This is a genomic window from Celeribacter sp. SCSIO 80838 (genome assembly GCF_056498065.1).
Genome location: NZ_JAZKMA010000001.1, coordinates 232,550 through 247,693, shown reverse-complemented (window position 1 = coordinate 247,693; position 15,144 = coordinate 232,550). Strand labels below are relative to the sequence as shown.

General features: G+C 61.1%; 14 protein-coding genes. 5 read left to right on the top strand and 9 right to left on the bottom strand.

All coding sequences use genetic code 11. From position 1 onward, the window contains the following. Window positions 1–168: 168 nt before the first annotated feature. Entirely contained in the window at window positions 169–2,148 is a 1,980-nt protein-coding gene (locus V1475_RS01135; protein ID WP_479411280.1) for a protein meaA, read from the bottom strand. A gap of 379 nt (window positions 2,149–2,527) precedes the next feature. Here V1475_RS01135 and ccrA point away from each other — a divergent pair, with 379 nt between their 5' ends. The 5 genes from ccrA to V1475_RS01110 all read left to right on the top strand — a co-directional run bounded on the left by ccrA (window position 2,528) and on the right by V1475_RS01110 (window position 7,399). Next, a complete protein-coding gene (ccrA, locus tag V1475_RS01130) occupies window positions 2,528–3,808 on the top strand; it encodes a crotonyl-CoA carboxylase/reductase (protein ID WP_434290470.1) in 1,281 nt (426 codons plus the stop codon). Window positions 3,809–4,110: 302 nt separating this feature from the next. Beyond that, the gene (locus V1475_RS01125) at window positions 4,111–4,320 is read left to right on the top strand and encodes a hypothetical protein (protein WP_479411279.1); all 210 of its coding nucleotides are present in this window, start codon (window positions 4,111–4,113) and stop codon (window positions 4,318–4,320) included. Further along, a complete protein-coding gene (locus V1475_RS01120) occupies window positions 4,274–4,987 on the top strand; it encodes a helix-turn-helix transcriptional regulator (protein WP_479411278.1) in 714 nt (237 codons plus the stop codon). Before V1475_RS01125 ends, V1475_RS01120 begins: the two co-directional genes overlap by 47 nt. 160 nt (window positions 4,988–5,147) lie before the next feature. After that, window positions 5,148–5,786 carry an acyl-homoserine-lactone synthase gene (locus tag V1475_RS01115; protein ID WP_479411277.1) on the top strand — a complete coding sequence of 213 codons (639 nt, stop codon included), beginning with the start codon at window positions 5,148–5,150 and terminating at the stop codon, window positions 5,784–5,786. Between the two features lie 56 nt (window positions 5,787–5,842). Continuing rightward, on the top strand, window positions 5,843–7,399 hold the full coding sequence (locus tag V1475_RS01110) for an ATP-dependent DNA helicase (RefSeq protein ID WP_479411276.1): 1,557 nt from the start codon (window positions 5,843–5,845) through the stop codon (window positions 7,397–7,399). A gap of 17 nt (window positions 7,400–7,416) precedes the next feature. On the opposite strand, the gene V1475_RS01105 is transcribed toward V1475_RS01110, so the two are convergent. The 8 genes from V1475_RS01105 to V1475_RS01070 form a co-directional block, all read right to left on the bottom strand. After that, complete coding sequence (locus V1475_RS01105) at window positions 7,417–8,160, bottom strand: TIGR02186 family protein (RefSeq protein WP_434290477.1); 744 nt, start codon at window positions 8,158–8,160, stop codon at window positions 7,417–7,419. Then, complete coding sequence (locus V1475_RS01100) at window positions 8,160–9,068, bottom strand: sulfite exporter TauE/SafE family protein (RefSeq protein ID WP_066710955.1); 909 nt, start codon at window positions 9,066–9,068, stop codon at window positions 8,160–8,162. Before V1475_RS01100 ends, V1475_RS01105 begins: the two co-directional genes overlap by 1 nt. 129 nt (window positions 9,069–9,197) lie before the next feature. Then, window positions 9,198–10,160, bottom strand: coding sequence for an ABC transporter permease (locus V1475_RS01095; RefSeq protein WP_479411275.1), 963 nt, complete (start codon window positions 10,158–10,160; stop codon window positions 9,198–9,200). A gap of 1 nt (window position 10,161) precedes the next feature. Further along, window positions 10,162–11,259 carry an ABC transporter permease gene (locus tag V1475_RS01090; protein WP_434290480.1) on the bottom strand — a complete coding sequence of 366 codons (1,098 nt, stop codon included), beginning with the start codon at window positions 11,257–11,259 and terminating at the stop codon, window positions 10,162–10,164. Beyond that, complete coding sequence (locus tag V1475_RS01085) at window positions 11,256–12,872, bottom strand: ABC transporter ATP-binding protein (protein ID WP_479411274.1); 1,617 nt, start codon at window positions 12,870–12,872, stop codon at window positions 11,256–11,258. The genes V1475_RS01090 and V1475_RS01085 overlap by 4 nt, the downstream gene beginning before the upstream one ends. Before the next feature lie 7 nt (window positions 12,873–12,879). Beyond that, window positions 12,880–13,884: a BMP family lipoprotein gene (locus tag V1475_RS01080; protein ID WP_066710961.1), complete on the bottom strand. Its 1,005-nt coding sequence runs from the start codon at window positions 13,882–13,884 to the stop codon at window positions 12,880–12,882. A 222-nt stretch (window positions 13,885–14,106) separates the two neighbouring features. Next, window positions 14,107–14,538 (bottom strand): GNAT family N-acetyltransferase, encoded by a 432-nt coding sequence (locus V1475_RS01075; RefSeq protein WP_479411273.1) that lies wholly within the window; start codon window positions 14,536–14,538, stop codon window positions 14,107–14,109. 10 nt (window positions 14,539–14,548) lie between these two features. Then, window positions 14,549–15,112 (bottom strand): NifU family protein, encoded by a 564-nt coding sequence (locus tag V1475_RS01070; protein WP_434290486.1) that lies wholly within the window; start codon window positions 15,110–15,112, stop codon window positions 14,549–14,551. Between the last annotated feature and the right edge of the window lie 32 nt (window positions 15,113–15,144).

The window sequence follows — 15,144 nt, the reverse complement described above, 5'->3', positions numbered from 1 at the left end:
ACGATGGCTCCCTTCAACTTGTGGGTGAAAGGCCTCTAACGGGGGATGCGACCGGGGTAAAGACGACAGGTCGGTGGTCGGCTGGTTTCCTCTTACAGCAGACAGAATGCCCGGTCGCGCCGCAAGACGTGACCGGGTGTGTGAATGTCCGGGAGAATGATCCGACGCTTACTCGGCGGCCTGTGCGGTCGGATCGACCAGCGCCACGATGTCGAACATGATCCGGTTCAGCTCGAAATCCTTGGGCGTATAAACACGGGCGATGCCGATGGCGCGCAGGTGTTCGGCGTCCTCCTCCGGGATGATGCCGCCTGCGACCACGGGGATGTGGGAGAGGCCGGCCTCTTTCATCTGCCGCATCAGCTCTTCGAGAAGCGGGATATGCGAGCCGGAGAGGATCGACAGCCCCACCACATGAGCGTCATCGGCCTTCGCGGCGGCGACGATCTCGGCGGGGGTCAGGCGAATGCCTTCATAGGCGATATCCATGCCGCAATCGCGGGCGCGGGCGGCGATCTGTTCTGCGCCGTTCGAGTGGCCGTCGAGACCGGGCTTGCCGACGAGGAACTTGAGCTTGCGGCCCAAGGAGGCCGACACACGGGCGACCTCTTCGCGAATGTCGTCGAGGCCTTCGGTGCGGTTCGATGGGTTGGCGGAGACGCCGGTCGGGCCGCGATACTGGCCAAAGGCCGCGCGCACCACGTCGCCCCATTCGCCCGTCGTCGCGCCCGCTTTCGCGGCTTTGATCGAGGCAGGCATGACGTTGACACCGCTGGCTGCCGCATCGCGCAGTTCCTTGAGTGCGGCTTGAACGGCCGCCTCGTCGCGGGCGTCGCGCCACGCATCAAGACGCGCGATCTGGTCGGCTTCCGCCTCCGGATCGGCCTTCATGATGCCGCCGTCGCCTGCGGTGAGCGGCGAGGGTTCGCCGGTGGTCCATTTGTTGACGCCGACGACGACGGTCTCGCCCGCCTCGATGCGGGCAATCCGTTCGGCATTGGCCTCCACGAGCCGGGATTTCATATATTCGATCGCCTCGATCGCGCCGCCCATGCCGTCGAGCGTTTCCAACTCAGCCCGCGCACCGTCTTTCAGCTCGGCCACCTTGCGCTCCACGGCGGGGTTATTGTCGAACAGGTCCTCGTATTCCAAGAGGTCCGTCTCATAGGCGAAAATCTGTTGCATCCGGAGCGACCATTGCTGATCGAAGGGGCGCGGCAGGCCAAGCGCCTCGTTCCAGGCAGGCAACTGCACCGCGCGGGCGCGGGCGTTTTTGCTGAGCGTTACGGCGAGCATTTCGATGAGAATCCGGTAAACGTTGTTCTCCGGCTGCTGCTCGGTCAGGCCCAGAGAGTTGACCTGAACGCCATAGCGGAAACGACGGAATTTCGGGTCCTCGACGCCGTAGCGCTCACGGGTGATCTCATCCCAAAGCTCGACAAAGGCGCGCATTTTGCACATCTCGGTCACGAAGCGGATGCCCGCGTTCACAAAGAACGAAATCCGGCCGACCATCTCCGGGAAGGAGGCGGCGGGGACTTTCTCTTTCAGATCGTCCAAAACGGCAATGGCTGTGGCGAGGGCAAAGGCCAGTTCCTGCTCCGGCGTCGCGCCCGCCTCTTGCAGGTGGTAGGAACAGACGTTCATCGGGTTCCATTTCGGCAGATGCTCGCGCGTATAGGCGGCGACATCCGTGATCATCCGCAGCGACGGGCGCGGCGGGCAGACATAGGTGCCGCGCGACAGATACTCTTTGATGATGTCGTTCTGCACGGTGCCTTGCAGCTTGGAAATATCCGCGCCTTGCTCCTCCGCGACGGCAATATAAAGCGCCAAGAGCCAAGGCGCTGTGGCGTTGATCGTCATCGAGGTGTTCATCTGTTCGAGCGGGATATCATTGAACAGCATCCGCATGTCGCCCAGATGTGCGACCGGCACACCGACCTTGCCGACCTCGCCCTTCGCCAGCTCGTGATCGCTGTCATAGCCCGTTTGCGTGGGCAGATCGAAAGCCACCGACAGGCCGGTCTGACCTTTGGACAGGTTGGTGCGATAGAGCGCGTTGGAGGCCTTGGCCGTCGAGTGTCCGGCATAGGTGCGGAACAGCCAGGGACGATCTTTCTGGATCCCGGTCTTGTCGTCACTCATCGCGAACCTCCCTTTCGTTCATGTGCAACAATATTTCTCAGGGCGAGTTATGCGTGGAATAATGTGCCAATGTCAATTCGCCGCAACGCGGCAGAGCAGGAAAATTTCACAAATTTCGTTGTGACGTAAGGATATTTCCTAATGGATTCCATGGCAACATCGTTGATTTCATTTCATATATTCTGATTTTCTGCGATTGCTCGGTTATATAATTTCAAAAATTATTTAGATTGCATTGCATAATTGCGCAGTGAGGCGTATCACCATGTCAGTGCGCTGCGATTCTGCGTCGCGGCACGGGAGGGTGTTTCAAGGCAAACTCACGGGGATCAGAAACGCGATCCGGAGCCAGCCTTGGGAAGAATTTGGAGGACATGACATGGCGCTCGACACCAACCAGCCAGCCTATGAGGCCGAAGAGAAAGAGCTCTACGAGATCGGGGAAATCCCGCCGATGGGCTATGTGCCGCCGAAGATGTACGCTTGGGCGATCCGGCGTGAACGTCACGGCGAGCCGGAGACCTCTTTCAAGAATGAGGTGGTCGATACGCCGAAACTCGACAGCCACGAGGTGCTTGTTCTCGTGATGGCCGCGGGCGTGAACTACAATGGCATCTGGGCCGGTCTCGGTGTTCCGATCTCGCCGTTCGATGGTCATGGGGCCGAGTATCATATCGCCGGCTCCGATGCGTCTGGCATCGTTTGGGCCGTTGGGGATCGGGTGAAAAACTGGAAGGTCGGCGACGAGGTCGTGATCCATTGCAACCAAGACGATGGCGACGATGAGGAATGCAACGGCGGCGATCCGATGTATTCGCCGTCCCAGCGGATCTGGGGCTATGAGACGCCGGACGGGTCCTTTGCGCAGTTTACCCGCGTGCAAGCGCAACAACTTCTGCCGCGTCCGAAGCATCTGAGCTGGGAAGAGAGCGCGTGCTACACGCTGACGCTCGCCACCGCCTACCGGATGCTCTTCGGCCACGCGCCGCACGATCTGAAACCCGGTCAGACGGTTCTGGTCTGGGGCGCTTCGGGCGGGCTTGGGTCATTTGCGATCCAGCTGGCCAAGGCGGCGGGGGCGCATGCGATCGGGGTGATCTCCGGCGAAGATAAGCGCGATTTCGTCATGGGGCTGGGCGCCAAGGGCGTGATCAACCGCAAGGAGTTCGATTGCTGGGGCCAACTTCCGACCGTCAACACGCCGGAATATGCCGCGTGGTTCAAGGAGGCGCGCAAATTCGGTAAGGCGATCTGGGACATCACCGGCAAGGGCAACAATGTCGACATGGTGTTCGAACATCCCGGTGAGGCGACCTTCCCCGTGTCCTCCTTCGTCTGCAAGAAGGGCGGGATGGTTGTGATCTGTGCGGGGACCTCCGGGTTCAACTGTACCTTCGACGTGCGTTATATCTGGATGCACCAGAAGCGTTTGCAGGGGTCCCACTTCGCTCACCTGAAACAGGCGGCTGCGGCCAACCGTCTGGTGATCGACGGCAGGATCGATCCCTGCATGTCGGAGGTGTTTACCTATGACGATATCCCGCAGGCGCATATGAAGATGCTGAAGAACCAGCACAAGCCGGGCAATATGGCGGTGCTTGTGCAGTCGCCGAAAACCGGGCTGCACACGCTTCAGGATGTGCTCGACGCCGGAAAATAAGGGCTGTCCTTGATCGGGGGGAAATCCCGCTCTCTCATCGAGAGGGCGGGTATTTTTTGACTGTTGAAAATGCGCAACTTTGGGTTGATCCGCGGCCCGCGGACGGAAAGCGCCATCGCGACTCCTAAAATTGTCGATAACTCACGTTGCAAGCCTGTGAGAATTAACGAAATATTTTAATTCATTCAGTTAACTGAGCGGGTCTCGCCATTTTTGGGGAGGGTGAATCCGCGAATATCAAAATGCAAATTTGATGCCTAAAGTTGAAAACGCACCCACGCGAACGCCGAAAGAGGGTTTACATGCGCAACGATTGGATTCTTGATGTACTCACCGATCTGCGGACATTCGCGGACCAAAACGGGCTGAAGGCGAGCGCGGAACAGCTTGCGGATACCTGTCTTGTTGTGGCCGCGGAACTGTCGAACAAGGATCAGGCCGTGTTGTCGGAACAGGCGGGGGTGTATGGCGACGGAGTTACAAGACTTTCTGGATGTTATTCAGCAAGTTGACACGTTTGACGAATTTCAGGAAGCAACCGTTGGGTTGCGCGATTTCCTGAACATCATCCATGTTGTTTATCATTGGGTAAACAGCGTCGGCGAACGCTTTGGCGCCGGCACATATTCTTCGGACTGGGTCGATCGTTATCTCGAAAAAGATTATCTGCGCATGGACCCGGTGCTGTTCGGTTGTTTTCAGCGTTTCACGCCGGTCAACTGGAAGCAACTCGACTGGTCGTCCAAGGCGGCAAAGGCGTTTTTCCGCGATGCGCTGGATCACGGGGTCGGCAATCAGGGCTATACAATTCCTTTGCGCGGGCCGAACGGTCAGTTTGCCCTGCTGACCCTGAACCACAACGCCACCGACGATCACTGGGAACGGTTCATCGCGCGCTATGAGCGCGACTTGATGATCGTGGCACATGAGTTCAACAAAAAAGCGCTGTCCTTTGAGGCTCCGGGGGATGTCCAGAGCGGTCCGGCCCTGTCGCCCCGCGAAACCGCGGCCATCACGCTGATCGCCAAGGGCTTTAGCCGAGGGCAGGCAGCGGCGGAGATGGGAATCTCCGAGCACACGCTCAGGGTCTATATCGAATCGGCACGGCACAAGCTGGGGGCGATGAACACGACACACGCGGTGGCACGGGCGCTCTCCTTGGGGTTGATCATCGTCTGAGTGTCGGTTGATGTAGGGTTGTAGGGATTTTCTGCCTAAAAAATGCTCCGAAACCTGTCCTGCGGCGTTGCGCAGGGGCTGCGTACGCTGCGGCTAGGATAAGGTTAACTCTTGGACGCTAGCGTCCAGTTGAGTTGACGGAGACAGGAGTAACACCCCAATGCTGCGCTATATTTACGGACAAGACCTTTGCCATTTCCCACTGCTGCGCGACACCATGTTCCGGGACCGCGCCGACCAGTTCAAACGCCGTCTCGGATGGGACGTGCATGTCAATGCGGCGGGGGAGGAACGCGACGAGTATGACGCGATCAACCCGCTCTATGTGCTCTGGCAGAAAGCCGACGGCACCCATGGTGGCTCGATGCGCTTTCTGCCGACGACGGGGGACACGATGGTGAACGATCACTTCCTGTTCCTGACCGACGGGGTGCGGATCGAAAGCCCGTTCATCTGGGAATGCACCCGCTTCTGTCTGGCCCCCGGAGCCGATCGTCAGGTGACCGCCGCGCTGACGCTCGGGGCGGGGGAGATCATGGAAGAATTCCATCTCAAACATTTCGTCGGCGTGTTCGACCCGCGCATGGAGCGCATCTATTCCCTGATGGGGCTTAAACCCGATGTGCTCGGACGTTCGGGCGAGGGCCGCGAAGCCGTGGGCGTCGGGCTTTGGGAGATGCATGAGGACATGTTCGCGCCGACGCTCGAAAGAGCCGGGATCGACCGGGGCACCTCGAAGCGCTGGTTCCATGAGGCCTTCGATCATCCTTATGTCGAGGATCGGCGCGCTATCGCCTGACCTCTCTGGCCTGATGCCTCTGGCGCAGCATGCGGGGGAGCTTTATGGTCCCCCGCATGACGCTGACCTTCTCCTCCGATCAGGCCGAAGCCTTTGATGCCATCACCACGATGCTCGCGCGCGTGGGGGTCGATCTCGAGGACGGGATCATCACGCCGCATGCTGCGGTGACGAACCAGCTTTGTGCGGTGATCGGCAAGGCGGGGTCGGGCAAGACGCTTTTGCTGTCAGAGCTGTACAAGGCACTGGAGGCGGCAGGGGTGGAGATCGTTTCCGGTGATTGGGAGGGCAAGAAGCGCAAGGAACGGCGCACTCTGGCCATTCTCGCTCCGACCAACAAGGCGGCTTCGGTGCTGCGCTCGCGCGGCGTGCCCGCGACGACGATTCACCGCATTCTCTACACGCCGGTCTATGACCCGGAATACGAGGCCATCGCGGAATGGCTGGCGGGCAATGGCAACCGGCCGGATATCGAGGGGCTCAATATCGAAGGGCTGACCGACGCGGCGCTCGACCGGGCCTATGCGTTTTATCAGAACAACAAATCGATCCCCGGCGCGCTGGCGGCGGCGGGGCTTCGGGGGTCGGATTTCATCACCGGCTGGAAACGTCGCGAAGATCCGCTCGACATCGGTTTCATCGATGAAAGCTCGATGCTCGACAAACGCCAGTTCGAGGATTTGCAGGAAATCTTTCCGACGCTGGTGCTGTTCGGCGACCCGGCGCAGCTCGCGCCGGTGAACCAGTCGGGCGAGATGGTATTCGAGAGCCTGCCCGAAGAAAAACAACATATCCTGCACCGCATTCACCGGCAGGAGGCGGACAGCCCGATCCTCGATCTGGCCCATGCGCTGGCCGATCCGCAGTTGAGCTTTGAGAAATTCGAGCGGATGATCGAGGATGCCGCGCGGCGCGACGACCGGGTGGTCTATGCGCAAAGGGTCGAAAGCGATCTGATGGCGCGCTCGCCGGTTCTGGTCTGGCGCAATGCGACGCGCATTCGGTTGATCCAGGCGTTTCGCCGTGTGTTCGACGCGCCCGAGGATGCGCTTTTGCCCGGCGAGCCGCTGATCTGCGACGGGATCGAATTGCCGATGAAGCATCGCAAGAAGCGGCTCGATCTCGAGGCGCGGGGGCTGATCAAAGGCGCGCAGGTGGTCTATCTCGGACCGGGGCGCAAACCCGGTTTTTCGCGGCTGCATGTGATGGGGGCGGAGGACCCGAACATTTCCGCGGCTTCCATCGTGAAAATCGAATTCCCGGATGAGGAAGAGCCGTTCATCCCCTATGCGGCACGCATGGGGGCTGCGTTTTTGCATGGCGCGGCGGTGACGATCCACAAGGCGCAGGGCAGCCAGTGGGAGAATGTGCAGGTCTTCGCGCCGGATCTTTACGCGGCTGCGCGGGCGGGGAGGACGGAGGCGGGGATCCCGCTTTGGAAACGGCTGGCTTACGTGGCGATCACGCGGGCGGAAACGCGACTTTTCTGGGTGACGCGCTCGATGTTGTCGAAACCCTCGGGGCCGCTGTCCATCGCCGATCTGACCGCGAAAACGGCGGCTCCTCTGACGCTTGAGCCGCAGACGGACATGGGGTTCGACAAGGACGTATAAGTTAAAGGCGTGCCGCCTTAACGCCGGATCAGGCGGAACAGCTCGGAGGCGCCCCAGCCGGAAAGCGCGGCGATTGCCAGGGCCATGAGGCCGTAGATCAGGGCCTGCGAATAGGCGAGGTTGTAGAGCCAGCGCTCGATCCCGACCTTCTGGACATTGATCGAGGTGCCGTAGCTGTCGATCACCTCGCCATCGCGCACGAGGAATATCCGGGTGGTGTAATTGCCCTCCACGATGTTGGACGGCAGGTCAATCGAGGTGTCGAACAGCGTGTCTGCGCTCAGTGTGACCTCTCCTTCACGGGTGCGATAAAGGTCGTCCTTTTTTCGCAGCGCGATGAGGGCTTCGCGTGCCGGGTTGCCACGCAGCGCAGGCAGAATGCGCTTGTCTGCGGTGATCTTCCACAGGCTGTCGGTCAGCGGCGGCAGAATGTCGGCGATGGGGCGGGTGGAGGCGACCGTGTAGAAGGTCGGCGTATGGCCGATGACCTGGGCTTCGACATTGATCCAGATGCCGAACCGGCGATCCTTGCGGCGGATGGTTTCCACCTGTTCCGGCCCGGCGACGGTGATGATCACGTCGAGAGGGCTGTCCTCGGGGATCGGTTTGTCGCGTTTCACCGCGCCGAAGACGAGAATTTCCGAGCCGTCGAAATTGGCGTTCACCGCGACGCGGGTCTGCGACAGGGCGGCGACCACCTGTTCGGCCTGCGCGCCAAAGGGCAGGAGGTAAAGGAGAAGGAGGGCGAAAATCCGTTTCATCACGAGCCCAGCGAATAGAGGTCTTTGGGCGGGATCAACAGGTCGATCCCGAGCTTGAGACAGACGGCGAGCACCAGAAGGGCGAGCGCGATACGGAGCTGTTCGGCTTTGAGTTTCAGCCCGATCTGGGTGCCGATCTGCGCCCCGATGACGCCGCCGACCAGCAGGAGGAAGGCCAGAAGCACATCGACCGTATGGTTGGTGTAGGCGTGCAGCAGCGTGGTGAACCCGGCGGTGAAGATGATCTGGAACAGCGAAGTGCCGATCACCACCTTGGTGGGCATGCCGAGGATGTAGATCATCGCAGGCACCATGATGAAGCCGCCGCCGACCCCCATCACCGCGCCGAGCATGCCGACCATGACGCCGACGGCGATGGGCGGAATGGCGGAGATATAGAGCCCGGAGGCGCGAAACTTCATCTTGAAGGGCAGGGTGTGGACCCAGAGGTGTTTTTTGCGCGCGGGACGTCCGCCGGGGCGGCCTCTGGCGCGTCTGATCGCCCGGATCGACTCGATCAGCATGAGAAAGCCGATGATGCCGAGAAAGACGACGTAACAGAGCGTCACCAGCAGATCGACCTGCCCCAAAGCCTTCAGCATGTTGAAAATCTGGATGCCGATGGCGGAGCCGACAAGGCCGCCGATCAGCAGAACCACGCCCATTTTGATGTCCACGGTCTTGCGCTTGAAATGCGCGAGCACGCCGGAGACGGAGGAGGCGACGATCTGGTTGGCGGAGGTGGCGACAGCCACGGCGGGCGGAATACCGACGAAGAACAACAGGGGCGTGATGAGAAAGCCGCCACCGACGCCGAACATGCCCGACAGAACGCCAACGATCCCGCCCAGCCCGAGAAGGGTGAAGGCGTTGACCGAGACTTCTGCGATGGGGAGGAAAATCTGCATATGCGGGTCTTTCGCGTCGGCTTTCTTTCAGCAATGCAATGATTTGCCTGTGTCGTCAAATGCTGAGCCTCAGCATGGATGTAAAAAACGGGCCCGGAGGCCCGTTTTCAGAAGGGCTGAAATGGGGTTTCAGCGTTCCTTCACATAGGATTGGCCGCTGGCGCGCGGCGGGATCGCCTTGCCCACGAACCCGGCGAGGATGATCACGGTCAGGATGTAGGGCAGGGCCTGCATGAACTGTACCGGGATGACGATGTCGCCCAAGGCGATGGATTGGTAGCGGTTGCCGATGGCCTCCAGAAGGCCGAACAGCAGCGTCGCCCAGAGCGCATACCACGGACGCCATTTCGCAAAGATCAGGGCCGCGAGTGCGATATAGCCACGCCCCGCCGACATATCCTTGACGAAACCTGCCGCAAGAGAGGCGAGATAGGTGCCCGCGAGGCCGCAGAGCACACCGGCGATCACCAGAGCCGCGTAGCGCAGGCGCACGACGGAAATCCCGGCGGTGTCCACGGCGCTGGGGTTTTCGCCCACGGCGCGCAGGCGCAGACCGAAGCGGGAGCGATAGAGCACCCACCAGGACAGCGGCACCGCCAGAAGCGCCAGATAGGTGAGCGCGGTGTGGCCGGAAATCAGCTCGTCATAGGCCGGGCCGATCACCGGGATTTTCGACATGGCGTCGGAGAAGGGCAGGTTCCATTCGCTGAAACGCCCGGCCCCGCTCAGCGGCGGCGTGCGCCCGCCAAGCTGGAACCAGCTTTGGCCAACGACAACCGTAAGCCCGGCAGCGAGAAAATTGAGTGCGACGCCCGAGATCAGCTGATCGCCTTTGAAGGTGATCGAGGCAAGACCATGGATCATGGAGAAGGCGAGAGAGCCCGCAACCCCTGCGAGAAGTCCGATCCAGATCGACCCGGTTACGGCCGCAGCCGCGCCGGACAGGAAGGCGGCGATCAGAAGCTTGCCCTCAAGCCCGATGTCGACGACGCCCGCACGTTCGGAGAACAGCCCGGCAAGGCAGGTCAAAAGCAAAGGGGTGGCGAGACGCACGGAGCTGTCGAGGATCTGGATGATCGTGAGATAGTCCATCTTACGCCTCCTTCTTTTTGCTGAACGCGAGGAACAGCTTTTCAAGCGGCACCCGCACCATATTGTCGAGCGCGCCGGTGAACATGATCACAAGCGCCTGGATCACCACGACCAGCTCGCGCGGGATCGATTCCCAGAACGCCAGTTCCGCGCCGCCCTGATAGAGGAAGCCGAACAGGATTGAGGCTAGGAAAATGCCGATCGGATGGTTGCGCCCCATGAGCGCGACCGCGATGCCGATAAAGCCCGCGCCTTCTACCGCGTTGTCGATCAGGCGCTCGGCCTCGCCCATGACGTTGTTGATCGCCATGAGACCGGCCAGCGCGCCGGAGATCAGCATGGCAATGATCACGATCCGCGACGGATTGATCCCCGCGTATTTCGCCGCCGATTCCGACTGGCCATAGGCGCGGATCTCATAGCCGAGACGGGTGCGCCAGATCAGCACATAGAAGGCGACGGAGGCCAGAATGGCCACAAGGAAGGACATGTTCGCGGGCGCGTTCTTGTTGAAATTGATGCCGAAGGGGGCAAGCATTTCATGGAACGTCGGCAGGTGAGCGCCGGTCGGAAAACGCGCGCTCTCCGTGAGCATGGAGCCGGGCACCTTGAGGATGTTCAGGATGACATAGCCAACCAGAGCGGCACCGATGTAGTTGAACATGATCGTGGTGATGACGATATGGCTGCCGCGTTTGGCCTGAAGCCAGGCGGGGATAAAGGCCCAGGCCGCGCCAAAGAGCGCCCCGCCGATCATCGCCGCGGGAAGCGCGAGCGACCAGTGCGGCCACGGCACCGAAAGGCACACGAGCGTGACGCCAAGCCCGCCCAAGGTCGCCTGACCCTCGCCGCCGATGTTGAACAGCCGGGCATGATAGGCGACGGCCACGGAAAGGCCGGTAAAGATGAAGTTCGTGGCGTAGTAGAGCGTGTAGCCGATCCCCTGGGTCGAGCCGAAAGCGCCCTGCACCATGGTTTTGATCGCCATGATCGGATCTTTGCCGATGGCCCAGATCACCACGCCGGAAAAGAAAAAGGCGATCAGGATGGAGATCAGCGGAATGAGGATGGCATCCGCCCATTTCGGCATTTTGCTCATTGGTCTGCCCCCGCCGTCTCGTGTTTCGTGTCGGTGATCCCGGCCATCATCAGGCCAAGCTCGCCCTCGTTGGTCTCGGCGGGGATGCGTTCGCCCATGATCTGGCCGTCGAACATGACGATGATCCGGTCGGAGAGCGACAGGATTTCATCGAGTTCCACGGAAACCAGAAGGATCGCCTTGCCCTGATCGCGCAGCGCCACGATCTGTTGGTGAATGAATTCGATGGCGCCGATGTCGACGCCACGGGTCGGCTGACCGACCAGCAACAGGTCCGGGTTGCGCTCGATCTCGCGGGCCAGCACGATTTTCTGCTGGTTGCCGCCGGAGAAGGATTTCGCCTCAAGTTTGGGATTGGGCGGGCGGACGTCGAACTTGTCCATGCTGGTCTGGGTCATTGCCTTGATGCCCGCATTGTCCATCAAAAGGGCGTTCTTTTGATATTCCGGCGCGTGGTGATAGCCGAACACCATGTTTTCCCAAGCCTGGAATTCGAGGATCAGCCCCTCGTCATGGCGATCCTCGGGCACATGGGCGATGCCGCGTGCGCGCCGGGTCTGGCCGTTGGAATGCTTGCCGGAGAGGTCGATCTCCTGTCCGTTCATCAGGACTTTGCCGGTGCCGTTCTGATAGCCGCCCAGAACCTCCAAAAGCTCGGTCTGGCCGTTGCCCGCGACGCCTGCAATACCGACGATCTCGCCGGCGCGCACCTCGAAGGACACGCCTTTGACGCGTTCGACCTTCTGTTCGTCGATGACGCGCAGGTTCTCGATCTGCACCACCGGCGCACCGGGGGTGGCGGGTTTCTTGTCGACATGCAGCAAGACCTTGCGACCGACCATCAACTCGGCCAGTTCCTCGGGCGAGGTCTCGGAAGTCTTCACGGTGGCGGTCATCTCGCCGCGGCGCATCACGGACACCGTGTCGGTGATTTCCATGATCTCGCGCAGTTTATGGGTGATCAGAATGATCGTCTTGCCTTGTTCCTTCAGCCCTTCGAGAATGCGGAAGAGGTGATCGGCCTCGGCGGGGGTCAGAACGCCGGTCGGCTCGTCGAGGATCAGGATGTCCGCCTGTCGATAGAGCGCCTTGAGAATCTCGACCCGCTGCTGGTGGCCCACGGAGAGGTCTTCGATCAGGGCGTCCGGATCGACGGACAATTCATATTCGTCAGAGAGTTGTTGCAAAAGCTTGCGGGCTTTTGCCAGCGAGGGCTTCAACAGCCCGCCGTCTTCGGCACCGAGGATGACGTTTTCCAGAACGGTGAAGTTTTCCACCAGTTTGAAATGCTGGAACACCATGCCGATGCCGGCGGCGATGGCGGCCTGGCTGTCGGCGATCTGGACCTCTTTGCCGTTGATCAGGATCTGGCCGCTGTCGGCCTTGTAGAACCCGTAGAGGATCGACATCAGCGTGGATTTGCCCGCGCCGTTCTCGCCGATGATGCCATGGATCGAGCCCTTGGCCACCGAGATTGCGATGTCCTTGTTGGCCTGTACCGGGCCGAACGCTTTGGAAATGCCGCGCAGCTCGATCGCAGGGACGGAGGGGGCGGTGGCGGATGCGGTGGGGGCGACAGTCTCCTGCCGCCCCGCCTCGTTCTGAGCGCTCATGTGAGACTTACTCACCCGGTTTGTCGAAGGCCGGGCAGGTTTCGTCGGACATGTAGTCATGCACCACGACCTCGCCGGAGATGATCTTCGCGGTGGCGTCGTCCATCGCGGCTTTCATTTCCGGGGTGATCAGGGCTTCGTTGTATTCGTCGATGGCGGCACCGACGCCGTCATTCGCGAGCCCCATGACGAAGAGACCAGTTTCCAAGTCTTCGCCCTGCATGAAGGCATCATAGACCGCGTTGTCGACGCGCTTGACCATCGAGGTCAGGACGTGACCCGGCTGCAGGAAGTTCTGGTTGCTGTCGACGCCGATGGCGAGCATGCCCTCGTCCGCTGCGGTTTGCAGCACGCCGAGACCGGTGCCGCCCGCCGCCGCGAAGACCACTTCGGAGCCAGCCGCTTTTTGCGCACGGGTCAGCTCGCCGCCCTTCACCGGGTCGTTCCAGGCTTCGGGCTTGGTGCCGGTCATGTTGACGATGACCTTGCCGTCGGGTTTCACGGATTTGAAGCCCTGGGCATAGCCGCAGGCGAATTTGGAGATCAGCGGGATGTCCATGCCGCCGACGAAGGAGACGGTGTCGCCTTTCGCGGCATAGGCGGCGGCGATGCCGACGATATAGGAACCTTCCTCTTCCTTGAATACGATGGAGCGCACGTTCGGTGCGTCGGCCACGCCGTCGATGATGACGAATTTCGTGTCCGGGAAGTCGGGAGCCACGGTTTCGAGCGCGGTGGAGAAGGAGAAACCGGCCATCACGATCGGGTTGAAACCGTTTTCGGCGAAGCGGCGCAGCGCCTGTTCGCGCTGGGCGTCGGATTGCAGTTCGACGTCACGATAGGAACCGCCGGTTTCGGCTTTCCAGCGCTCGGCCCCGTTGTAGGAGCTTTCATTGAAGGATTTGTCGAACTTGCCACCGAGGTCGAAGATGATCGCGGGGTCGGCCAGAGCGGTGCCGGAGGTCAGCGCCAGAGCGGCGGCTGCGCCGAGAAAGCTTTTCATCAGGGTCATGGTAATCTCCCGTTCAGGTACTTGTATTGAGGGCATCCCATGCCGCCTCCGGGACCTTTCCCGCAGCGGTCACGTCATGACCCGTGTAAGCGCGCAACACGCGCACCTTGACCCGGATTAGGGCGTGTCCCTGTCTGGGGGTCAATACACATTTTACCATATTTGACCAATCGGTCGCAGTTCCTCCGGGGATTGCGGGTCTGCGCACAGTATGACGTAGGGTTACGTCTGTTTTATGCGCTTTGTGAACACCAGAGCGTCGATTTTCGGCCCTTCGGGGGGGGCGTAATAGCCCTTGCGCCGCCCGGATTCGCAATAACCTTCCGAGAGATAGAGCGAAATCGCGACGGTGTTGTCGGTGGCGACCTCGAGAAAGGCATCCTCAGCGCCGCGCACGCGAGCCCCGGCCTCGTAGCCCTGCAAGGCGAGCCGTCCGAGGCGGCGACCACGCGCCTCTGGGGCGACGGCGAGGGTGAGAAGCTCGGCTTCGCCCGCCACGGCGCGCCCAAGGGCGAAGGAGGGGCCCTCGCCGGTCACCAGAAACACGGTGGGCGACGCAAGAAGGTCCGCGAATTCCTTCGCGGACCATGGGCGTGGTGTGGTGAAACAGGCCGCATGCAGCGCGGCCAGATCCTCTGGCGTCAGATCGGACACGCGGTCGATCTCAGGCCGCGACCGGGCGCACTTCGAGCACTTCGGGGATGTAATGGCGCAGCAGGTTTTCGATGCCCATTTTGAGCGTGAGCGTCGAAGACGGACAACCGGCGCAGGCACCTTGCATGTGCAGGTAGACGATGCCGCGATCGAAGCCGTGGAAGGTGATGTCGCCACCGTCCTGCGCCACGGCCGGACGCACGCGGGTGTCCAGAAGTTCCTTGATCTGCTGGACGATGTCGCTGTCCGGGCCGTCATGATCGGCGTGACCGGCGGGGGCGGTGTTCTCGCCTTCCATCACCGGGTCGCCGGATTGGAAATGCTCCATGATCGCGCCGAGGATCGCCGGTTTGACGTGGTCCCAATCGGTGGCTTCGTCTTTCGTGACGGTGACGAAATCGGAACCGAAGAACACGCCGGTGACATTGCCGACCTTGAAGATGCGCGTGGCGAGCGGCGAGGCATTCGCGGCCTCGGCCGTGGTGAAATCCGCGGTGCCGGTTTCCAGAACGGTCTGGCCGGGCAGGAATTTCAGCGTGGCGGGGTTCGGCGTGGATTCGGTCTGGATGAACATGGCGCGTATTCCTTAGTGATCAGGTCGGATAT

Excerpts from the sequence above, each read along its gene's own strand:
- V1475_RS01135 (WP_479411280.1), bottom strand. The coding sequence starts at position 2,148 with ATGAGTGACGACAAGACCGGGATCCAGAAAGATCGTCCCTGGCTGTTC.
- ccrA (WP_434290470.1), top strand. The coding sequence starts at position 2,528 with ATGGCGCTCGACACCAACCAGCCAGCCTATGAGGCCGAAGAGAAAGAG.
- V1475_RS01125 (WP_479411279.1), top strand. The coding sequence starts at position 4,111 with ATGCGCAACGATTGGATTCTTGATGTACTCACCGATCTGCGGACATTC.
- V1475_RS01120 (WP_479411278.1), top strand. The coding sequence starts at position 4,274 with ATGGCGACGGAGTTACAAGACTTTCTGGATGTTATTCAGCAAGTTGAC.
- V1475_RS01115 (WP_479411277.1), top strand. The coding sequence starts at position 5,148 with ATGCTGCGCTATATTTACGGACAAGACCTTTGCCATTTCCCACTGCTG.
- V1475_RS01110 (WP_479411276.1), top strand. The coding sequence starts at position 5,843 with ATGACGCTGACCTTCTCCTCCGATCAGGCCGAAGCCTTTGATGCCATC.
- V1475_RS01105 (WP_434290477.1), bottom strand. The coding sequence starts at position 8,160 with ATGAAACGGATTTTCGCCCTCCTTCTCCTTTACCTCCTGCCCTTTGGC.
- V1475_RS01100 (WP_066710955.1), bottom strand. The coding sequence starts at position 9,068 with ATGCAGATTTTCCTCCCCATCGCAGAAGTCTCGGTCAACGCCTTCACC.
- V1475_RS01095 (WP_479411275.1), bottom strand. The coding sequence starts at position 10,160 with ATGGACTATCTCACGATCATCCAGATCCTCGACAGCTCCGTGCGTCTC.
- V1475_RS01090 (WP_434290480.1), bottom strand. The coding sequence starts at position 11,259 with ATGAGCAAAATGCCGAAATGGGCGGATGCCATCCTCATTCCGCTGATC.
- V1475_RS01085 (WP_479411274.1), bottom strand. The coding sequence starts at position 12,872 with ATGAGCGCTCAGAACGAGGCGGGGCGGCAGGAGACTGTCGCCCCCACC.
- V1475_RS01080 (WP_066710961.1), bottom strand. The coding sequence starts at position 13,884 with ATGACCCTGATGAAAAGCTTTCTCGGCGCAGCCGCCGCTCTGGCGCTG.
- V1475_RS01070 (WP_434290486.1), bottom strand. The coding sequence starts at position 15,112 with ATGTTCATCCAGACCGAATCCACGCCGAACCCCGCCACGCTGAAATTC.